The organism is Tumidithrix helvetica PCC 7403, from assembly GCF_965232925.1.
Lineage (GTDB): Bacteria > Cyanobacteriota > Cyanobacteriia > Pseudanabaenales > Pseudanabaenaceae > Tumidithrix > Tumidithrix helvetica.
This window is the reverse complement of sequence record NZ_CBDDRA010000012.1, coordinates 150,360-159,427: the sequence shown is the minus strand read 5'-3', so window position 1 is coordinate 159,427 and position 9,068 is coordinate 150,360. Positions and strand designations below refer to the sequence as shown.

Below are 9,068 nucleotides of genomic sequence, written 5' to 3'. Positions count from 1 at the left end.
CGAAGAAATGGAATTCTCGATATTGGATGGATTGGTACTGCCTAAATTAGTTCTTGATATATGTTCAAAAAAAGAGGTTTATTTTCCTTGTTGACTTCCGTCCACCTCAGGGACTATGTTACCGTCAGCCTTGGTGTTGCTAGCATGGTTCCGATTCTAGACGAAGCACCGACAATTCTAGTTACGATCGCCGATCAGGCACTCTATCAAGCTAAAAATGACGGACGCGATCGGATCTACACAATTGGATAAGGAATAAATCGCAGAATTTTGCCAAATTGAGAGAAAATAGCCGATCGTCATCGGTCAAAATGCTTGAATTGGTCGTACAACTCTCCACCCAGTTGGCAATCTCTATTCAACAGACAGAACTGTTTCAATTGCTCCAAGTTCTCAACAAATCTCTAACCAAGAAAGCCAAGGAACAGGCAAGAGCGCACAAGTTTAGTGAAAATCTCTTTCGTCCCATTTTTGATAAGACTGGGCAGGTCGAGTTCCTAATTCCCTAAGGACGGGATCTGACTGAGGCAAAACGGCTAGCACTGAGCCACAATTAATTTTTACCTCTTCCTCACGATCTCTTTATTTTTATAGAAGAGAATACATCGTACTACCGAGATATCTTGAAGGTACAAGGCTGGAGCAACTGACGTGAAGATTTTATTGGTAGAGGACGACCCCTATGCGGCTTCAGCGTTAGCAGTTGCTTTGACTGGGCATTACTACACGATCGATGCCGTGGATACGGCTAAGGCTGCCTGGGCGCAGATCGAATCCTATGCCTACGATCTGATCGTTTTAGATGTGATGCTCCCCGATGGCAATGGGATCGGTCTATGTGGCAAATTACGGGCTGCGGGTTACAAACTGCCAATATTGCTGTTGACGGCTAAAAACAGCACGAGCGATCGCGTCAGGGGTTTAGAGGCAGGTGCAGATGATTATGTGGTCAAACCCTACGAACTTCAAGAATTGATTGCCCGTATTCGCGCCCTCTTACGCCGCAGTCAAGCTAATCCCGATCTATCGCGATCGGAAATATTTACTTGGGAGCAACTTCATCTCGATCTGAGATCGGGAACGGCAAGCTATGACGACAAACCCTTACGCTTAACCCAAAAAGAATATGGACTGTTAGAGGTTTTGCTCAGACACCCCAAGCAACTGTTTAGCCGCAGTGCTTTGCTCGATCTGGTGTGGACAGCGGGTGAGTTTCCGGGCGAAGAGTCGGTCACGACGCACATTAAAGGATTGCGGCAAAAACTCAAATCTGTGGGAATGGCTCAGGATCCGATTGAGACGGTTTACGGTTTGGGATATCGATTGCGCGACCTCTCCGAAGGAACACCCGCAGCTTTAGAAACTGAATCTTTAGAAATAGAATCTTTAGAAAGTAAAGCTGCCGAGCCGATCGCGGCAGTGCCATCTGTCAGTGCAGCGGAGGCAAAGGTTCAAACCGCGATCGCCCAGATTCGCCAAAAAGTGCTGGCTAGCCTGCCAGAGCAGATCGATCTGTTCGATCGCGTGGCAACTGCACTAACAAATGAGAACCTAGACCCAGATTTACGAGATCGAGCATACCTGCAAGCCCATCGCCTGATTGGTTCGCTGGGTTCCTTGGGGTTTCCCACAGGCTCGGCGATCGCACGCCAGATCGAGCAACTTTTAAAAAGCGACGCGCCTCTCGCACCTTTAGATGCGGTGCCCCTAAAGCAACTGATCGCCGATTTACAGACGAGTACTGGCGATTCTCCTGCGATCGCGGTTTCGCCCTCAGTACCCAATTTCCAGCCCCATATGCCCAAAGCCCCTCTATTACTGATTGTGGACGATGACGATGTGGTTGTCCAAGATATTCAAGAAGAGGCAGAAACCGTAGGAATGCGCGTGCAAACGGCTTACGATCTGACAACTGCCAGAGTCAAGATTGCCCAAGAACCACCCGATGTAATTTTGCTGGATCTTGTCTTTCCCGAACCTACTGAAACAGGACTGACCTTTTTAAACGAGCTGGCACAAAGGGAGCTAAAAATTCCGACAGTGATGATGACATCTTCTAGTGGGCTGAGCGATCGCGTCATGGCAGCACGGGGCGGTGGATGCGCGTTTATCGAAAAGCCTGCCTTGGCAGAGGAAATTCTCAATACGATCGCGCAGGTACTGCACCAACATCATCGAGATCGCCGTAAGGTCATGGTGGTTGATGACGATCCCAATATTCTCCAGCTTATGCAAACCTTTCTAGAGCGTTGGGGGCTAGAGGTGACAACCTTGCAAGATCCGCATCAGTTTTGGCAAGTCCTCGAAGCCACCTCGCCCGATCTGCTGATTCTCGATCTGATCATGCCCGACTATAGCGGCATCGATCTGTGTCAGGCAGTACGCACGGCGAGTCTGTGGCACGATTTGCCGATCGTGTTTTTGTCTGCCCACTGCGATCGCGCCACGATTCGACAATTGTTTGCCGCAGGAGCCGACGACTATCTCAGCAAACCGATCGGCGAAGAAGATTTACATACGCGCATTCTCAGTCGGTTAGAACGCAGTCGCCTATCGCGACATACAGCCGATTTTGATGGACTCACGGGGGTATATACCCATCGTCGGGGCATCCAAAATCTCACACAGCTTTTGCGGCTGGCAACGCGCAACCATCAGACCCTCTGTCTGGCAATTTTAGATCTAGATTTGTTTAAACAGGTGAACGATCGCTATGGGCATAGCATGGGCGATACAGTGCTCAAGCAATTTGGCAGTCTTTTACAACAGCACTTTCGCAGTGAGGATGTGACGATGCGTTGGGGCGGTGAAGAGTTTGTCGTCGGACTCTATGGCGCCGATCGCCAGCAGAGCGTAGAACGCCTGACGAAATTACTGGAAACATGGCGACAGCAAAAATTTTTAACGGATGGGGCAGAAATCTTTTACGTTACATTTAGTGCAGGTGTGGCTGAATACCCCTCAGATGGTAATAATCTAGAGACTTTATATCGCAATATGGACGCTGCACTATATCGAGCCAAAGCGGCTGGCAGAAATCGGATTGTTGCAGTTAGAGAGGTTGAAAGAATATAGCCACAATCTTTGCCCCCTAAATCCCCCAATGCTGGGGGACTTTAAGAGATCTTGCTCCCCCAGCATTAGGGGCGGGGGGCTTATCTGAAGTACAGCGAAGTATAAGGGAATATCAGCCAAGATGGATCCAAGCTCTAATATCAGTTTCCCAGATTCAGGAAGTGCCAGCTTTCCCGATCGCCAGCCATCGTCAATGACTGTTTTGATCGTGGATGATTCTCATAGCGATCGCGCTACCTACATTCGCTATCTCCAGTCAGAGCCAGAGCGGTCTTATCGCATCATCGAAGCCGAGACGTTAGAGGAAAGTTTAGAAGCATGGCGATCGCAGCACCCAGACATTCTATTGGTGGATGTATATTTGCCCGATGGGAATGGTTTGGAATTGCTGGAAACCATCAGTGCAGACTACCCCGATGGCAAGTTACCTGCGATCGTCCTGACAGGATATGGAGACGAACGAATAGCCGTGCGATCGATGAAATTAGGAGCGGCAGACTACATCGTCAAGGGGGATATCACAGCGGTTTCCCTCGCGCTCTGTGTCAGTCAGGTGAGCGATCGCATCATGCTTACCCGTCAACTCCAGCGATCGCAGCGGCAGGAAAGTTTAATTGCCGAAATAGCGCTTCGCATTCGACAATCTCTGCATGTAGAAGAGGTTTTGAACGCCACTGTCAGAGAAGTTCGAGCGTTTTTACATGCCGATCGCACGGTCGTTTATCAGTTCAATCCCGATCTGAGTGGGGCGGTTGTTGCCGAGTCGGTCTTACCACCTTGGGAAGCCTGTTTTCACAGGCAACTGAGCGATGCTCACTTCCCTGAAACCATGGGAGGAGCATACAGAGAAGGAAGAATTTTTGCCGCATCGGATGTTTATACGGCAAATCTCAGCCCCTGCCATCTGGAGTTGCTAGAAAGCTTTCCCACAAGGGCAAGTCTAATCGTGCCAATTTTACGCCCAAACGACGAAACTAACCCACTATGGGGCTTGCTCTGTACCTATCAATGTTTTGTGCCGCGTCAATGGGAAGAAACCGATATTCGCTTGCTTCAGCAGTTATCAGTACAGTTGGCGATCGCGATTCAACAGGCAGAACTTTATGAAGCACTTCGGATCTCAAAGGAACGCTATCAATATCTCTTGAATTCTAGTCCCGCCACGACCTATAGCTGTAGATCTGCTGGCAACTACGAAGCGACCTTCATTAGTGAGAATGTTCGAGTCAGCCTAGGCTATAAGCCAGAGGAGTTTTTAGCAAACCTCAACTTTTGGGCAGACCACATTCACCCAGACGATGCTGCCAGAGTTTTTGCCGAATTATCCACCCTATTTGAACGGGGTATCCATCTCCTTGAATATCGATTTTTGCATCGGGAAGGTCGCTATATTTGGGTCAAGGATGAGATGTATCTCGTGCGCGACAGTCGCGGCAACCCCATCGAGATTATTGGCTATTTTGTCGATATTAGCGATCGCAAACAAGCAGAGATCGAACTTCAGCAAGCCAAAGCCGAACTCGAACTTCGCGTTGCCGAGCGTACCGCCGAGCTTTACAAACGCCAGCAGGAATTTATTGCCCTTGTCGAAAATTCGCCGAACGTAATCGCAAGAATCGATCGCCAAATGCGTTACCTCTATGCCAACCCTGCCTCCGAGAAAAGGTCGGGACTCCCCCCCACTGAGTTAATTGGCAAAACAGCTTGTTCGATGGGCTTCCCTCAAAACAATATCGAGCTGGCGCAAGCTGCTGTCAAAAAGCTGTTGGAAACAGGCGAAGAACAACAGTATGAAGTTTCACAAGTCTTACCCAAGGAAGGGGGAATGGGATATTACCGAGCGCATATCATTCCCGAATACGATCCGAATGGTGAGATTGAAACCATGCTCATGGTTTTCTACGATATTACATCCAACAAGCTGAACGAAATTGCTCTCACTGAAGCAAACCGTCGTTGGCAGTCTTTGCTCGATAACGTGCGTCTGATTGTCGTCGGTCTAAACCATGAAGGAAAGGTGGAATATATCAATCCATTTTTTCTCACTACCACAGGCTACGAACTAAATGAAGTTCTAGGCAAAGACTGGTTTTCTAACTTTCTACCCCAGCAGGAACAAGAGCAAGTCAACCGTGTTTTCTTGGACATTCTGCAAGAAGACTTCTATCCGCACTATCAAAACGCCATTTTGACCAAGACAGGTAAGGAAAGAGTCATCGCTTGGAATAACACATTATTACGCAACCAAGCGGGTGAGATTATTGGCGTAATTGGCATTGGCGAAGACATTACCGATAAATTAAAAATTGAGCGGGTAAAAAGCGAATTTATCTCGATCGTCAGTCACGAACTGCGAACGCCCTTAGCTTCTATTCGCGGGGCGCTGGGACTGCTTGCCTCTGGCGTGTTATCGCAAAAGCGTGACACCGCCCAGCATATGCTAGACATTGCCGTCTTTGATACAGAAAGGCTCGTGCGCCTCGTCAATGACATTCTCGACTTAGAGCGACTGGAGTCGCACAACGTCTCTCTAAATCGACAATGGTGCGATGCTGCCGAGTTATGCCAGCAGGCCCTAGAAACCATGCAGGCGATCGCTACCGAAAATCAGATTGAACTGTCCTTTGAGACGCAATCTATCCAAATCTGGGTAGATCGCGATCGCATCGTGCAAACCCTAGTCAACCTGCTCAGTAATGCCGTGAAATTCTCATCGCCCCAGAGCAAAGTGCAGCTTGCCGTAGCATCGCAAACCGATGGCGTTGTTTTTCATGTCAGCGATCGCGGTCGGGGCATTCCAGCCGATCTGTTAGAGAGCGTCTTTGAGCGATTCCATCAGGTCGATGCCTCTGACTCTCGCCAAAAAGGCGGAACGGGTTTGGGCTTAGCCATCTGCCGCAGCATCGTGCAACAGCATGGTGGCAAGATTTGGGTAGAAAGTGTATTGGAGCAAGGCAGTACCTTCTCATTTACAATTCCCCATCGGGTCAGTTAGCAAATGTTTTTATATATAGGAGGTTCCACTCGTGTCTGCTAAATCTATTCTACTGATTGATGATGAACCAAACCTCTCTGAGGTAATTGCGGTTTGCCTACAGAGCTTTAAAGGCTGGACTGTACGCTTGGCAAATTCTGGGCGAGAAGGATTTAGACTTTTGGAAACCGTGCAGCCAGATGCTATTCTGTTGGATGTGATGATGCCTGAGATGGATGGCATTACCGTTTATCGCAACCTACAAGAAAATCCAGACACCCAAAATATTCCCGTGATTCTCTTAACTGCAAAAGTACAAGCCAGCGATCGCGAAAGGTTTTCTCAATTAGGGGTAGTAGGGACGATCGCCAAGCCCTTCAATCCAGTCACCCTTGCCGACCAAGTTGCTCAATTGTTGGGCTGGTAGGTATTTCTCCTCAGATTGTTCTCATTTTTGTATTTTATATTGGGGCTAACCGAGATCGCGAATAATTTCTGACCGAAAGCATGAATACGACCAACACCGATAAAAAGCTTTTATTTATTGATGATGAAGAGAACATTCGCCAAATTGTGGGGGCTTGTCTAGAATATTTTAGCGATTGGAAACCCACGATTGCCGCCTCAGGGAAGGATGGATTAGAAGCGATCGCAGAATCTAAGCCCGATGCGATTTTGCTAGATGTCATGATGCCCGATATGGATGGATTTACCTTTCTAAAAGAACTGCAATCCGATCCAGCCCTTGCAAGTATTCCCGTCGTCTTGCTCACATCTCGCACCGATCTCACCGAACCCCACAAGTTCTCTCAACTCGGCGTTAAGGGAGCGATCGCCAAGCCCTTCAGTTCCGTTAAGCTGGTTTTGCAAATCGCCAAGATCTTAGGTTGGTAGTTGCGAATTCCCTAATTTTTGATTATAGGTTTTATCGGTGAAAAAAGAAACCTCCTCGTTATCCTTTTGTGGCGATAAACCTTCTAGATCTTCAGCCATATCTAATAATTTTTCGTAAAGTTCTTGAGTTCTTGTCTTTGAGCAATGAGATGGCGCATCTAGCGGAAATCGCTTTAAAACCTCATAGATTATCTTTGCTTTGCGATCGGGAGGAGCAACGAACAAAACCGCCATAAATCTTTGATACACATTTTTTCCTGTGTATTGAAAAAACAACGAATCGTCATCAACATCACAAGATTCCTGAAAAAACTCTTCGAGCGTGAGATCGGTAAAATCCCCCAGAGAGACATATTCATCCGAACCAATATATTCATCTATAAATCTTAGGAGACTTCCTATCTTAAAAACCACTATATCCCCTCGAATTATGTTTAATCGACGCTTGAAGTTTTAAGCACAGAGCATTTCAGGCGTTTAAATAACCCTTGCTACTTCATAGCGACTGAAGTTCCCAAGAATAAACATAATCGTAAAAAATGAGGAAATTCTGTGGTGACAGGCAACGCGGCAAAATTTTAGCCAAGACTAATTTAACGAGGTGATGAACCTTCTAATCTCTCAGCAATGCTCAATAGTTCATCGTAAAGCTCTTTGGTTCTCGTTTTTGGTTGAGATGGCGCATCTGGTGGAAATCTCTTTAAAACCCCACGAATTATCTTGGCTTTGCGAGCAGATGGGGAAATCAGCAAAATAGAAAAAAATCGTTCGTGTGAAGTTTTTCCGATCTCTTCAATCAACCAGGGATTCAGCGCGATATCGCATTCCTCTTGATAAAAGTTAGTAAGCATTTGATTGCTGAAGTTATTCAGAGAGCAACTTTCAAATACCCCAATATACTTGTCAAGTAATCCTAAGAGCCTCTCTATAATGAAACCCACAACTCCCCCCTGAAATTTAAGTCAATACAGTTTAAGCTTGCAGTAAAAAATGAGGAGATTCTGTGCCTTGGGTGACAAGCAAAGGGTAATTTTTTAGCTAAGACCCAATCTAAGGGGTCGATGAACCTTCTATTCTCTCAGCAATGCTCAATAAATCGGCGTAAAGCTCTTTGGTTCTCGTCTTTGGGCGAGATGGCGCATCTAGCGGAAATCTCTTTAAAACCCCACGAATTATCTTGGCTTTGCGATCGGCAGGTGACCTCAGCAAAATCGTAATGAACCTTCTATACACATTGTCTTCGATGTATAGGCTTCCCTTGTATCGATAGAAAAAATGCTCTAACTCAAAACCACAATATTCTGGATAAAACTCAATAAGCGTTTGAGGGGTAAAATCCCCAAGCGAAAAATCTTCAGATAAACCAATGTATTGATGAAGCAAGCTCAAGACTTCTTGTGCTTTCAAAGTAAATCAAACCCCCTTGTTATGCTAGTTGGAGTGATAAACATTCCAGATATTCAGCGACACCTAATAATTCTGCATAGAGATCTTGGGTTCTCGACTTTGGGCAATAAGATGGCGCATTTAGCGGAAACTTCTTTAAAACTCCACGGATGATGTCTGCCTGTTGATCGGGTGGTACAGAGAAAAAAATCGCAATAAATTTTTCATGCACATTTCTTCCGATGTATTGAAATACATGCGGATCTAACTCAAAACCACAATATTCTGGATAAAACTCAGCAAGGGTTTTGTCGTTGAAATTCCCAACAGAGAAACTTCCAAATCCTCCTATGTATTCATCCAGCAATTTCAGAATTTCTAATGTTTTCAAAACTATCACCCCTAGTTTAGTTAGTACAATTCAACCTAACGGCAAAAAATGAGGGAATTCTGTGGTGCGGGGAATTTTTTAGTTGGCGCGATATTTTTAGTAAACCTTCGCCTAAAACTAACGTCAGTTCGGGATAAGAAAACCTGAAACGCTATACATCCCAAGGATCCCCCCCAGCCCCCCTTGAAAAAAGGGGGGAGAACACACTTCCCTTTTGCAAGGGGGATGCCCTATCGGGCAGGGGGATCAAACCCCTTGGTTCCAGCAAGTCAGATTGCTTTGTTCCGAAATCCTTGACCCAAATTCACGTTAAATAGTTCGTTCCAATCAAGCGAAAAACAGTGTTAA

The 9,068-nt window shown here is 46.4% G+C and carries 10 protein-coding genes; 6 read left to right on the top strand and 4 right to left on the bottom strand.

The window, feature by feature from the left end; translation table 11 throughout:
- Window positions 1-87: 87 nt before the first annotated feature.
- From ACP2WE_RS13140 to ACP2WE_RS13115, 6 genes are all read left to right on the top strand, one after another.
- Window positions 88-252: a diguanylate cyclase domain-containing protein gene (locus ACP2WE_RS13140; RefSeq protein WP_425216008.1), complete on the top strand. Its 165-nt coding sequence runs from the start codon at window positions 88-90 to the stop codon at window positions 250-252.
- A 59-nt stretch (window positions 253-311) separates the two neighbouring features.
- Entirely contained in the window at window positions 312-509 is a 198-nt protein-coding gene (locus ACP2WE_RS13135; protein ID WP_425216007.1) for a hypothetical protein, read from the top strand.
- A gap of 142 nt (window positions 510-651) precedes the next feature.
- Entirely contained in the window at window positions 652-3,075 is a 2,424-nt protein-coding gene (locus ACP2WE_RS13130) for a response regulator (RefSeq protein ID WP_425216006.1), read from the top strand.
- Window positions 3,076-3,196: 121 nt separating this feature from the next.
- On the top strand, window positions 3,197-6,070 hold the full coding sequence (locus tag ACP2WE_RS13125) for a PAS domain S-box protein (protein WP_425216005.1): 2,874 nt from the start codon (window positions 3,197-3,199) through the stop codon (window positions 6,068-6,070).
- 31 nt (window positions 6,071-6,101) lie between these two features.
- Window positions 6,102-6,476 (top strand): response regulator, encoded by a 375-nt coding sequence (locus tag ACP2WE_RS13120; RefSeq protein ID WP_425216004.1) that lies wholly within the window; start codon window positions 6,102-6,104, stop codon window positions 6,474-6,476.
- An 80-nt stretch (window positions 6,477-6,556) separates the two neighbouring features.
- The gene (locus ACP2WE_RS13115; RefSeq protein ID WP_425216003.1) at window positions 6,557-6,943 is read left to right on the top strand and encodes a response regulator; all 387 of its coding nucleotides are present in this window, start codon (window positions 6,557-6,559) and stop codon (window positions 6,941-6,943) included.
- Here the strand turns inward: ACP2WE_RS13115 and ACP2WE_RS13110 are convergent.
- From ACP2WE_RS13110 to ACP2WE_RS13095, 4 genes are all read right to left on the bottom strand, one after another.
- On the bottom strand, window positions 6,932-7,357 hold the full coding sequence (locus ACP2WE_RS13110) for a hypothetical protein (RefSeq protein ID WP_425216002.1): 426 nt from the start codon (window positions 7,355-7,357) through the stop codon (window positions 6,932-6,934). The genes ACP2WE_RS13115 and ACP2WE_RS13110 overlap by 12 nt on opposite strands.
- Window positions 7,358-7,536: 179 nt before the next feature.
- Window positions 7,537-7,794, bottom strand: a complete 258-nt coding sequence (locus tag ACP2WE_RS13105; RefSeq protein WP_425216001.1) for a hypothetical protein — start codon at window positions 7,792-7,794, stop codon at window positions 7,537-7,539.
- A gap of 199 nt (window positions 7,795-7,993) precedes the next feature.
- Window positions 7,994-8,350: a hypothetical protein gene (locus tag ACP2WE_RS13100; protein WP_425216000.1), complete on the bottom strand. Its 357-nt coding sequence runs from the start codon at window positions 8,348-8,350 to the stop codon at window positions 7,994-7,996.
- A 19-nt stretch (window positions 8,351-8,369) separates the two neighbouring features.
- Window positions 8,370-8,720: a hypothetical protein gene (locus ACP2WE_RS13095; RefSeq protein WP_425215999.1), complete on the bottom strand. Its 351-nt coding sequence runs from the start codon at window positions 8,718-8,720 to the stop codon at window positions 8,370-8,372.
- Window positions 8,721-9,068: the final 348 nt, after the last annotated feature.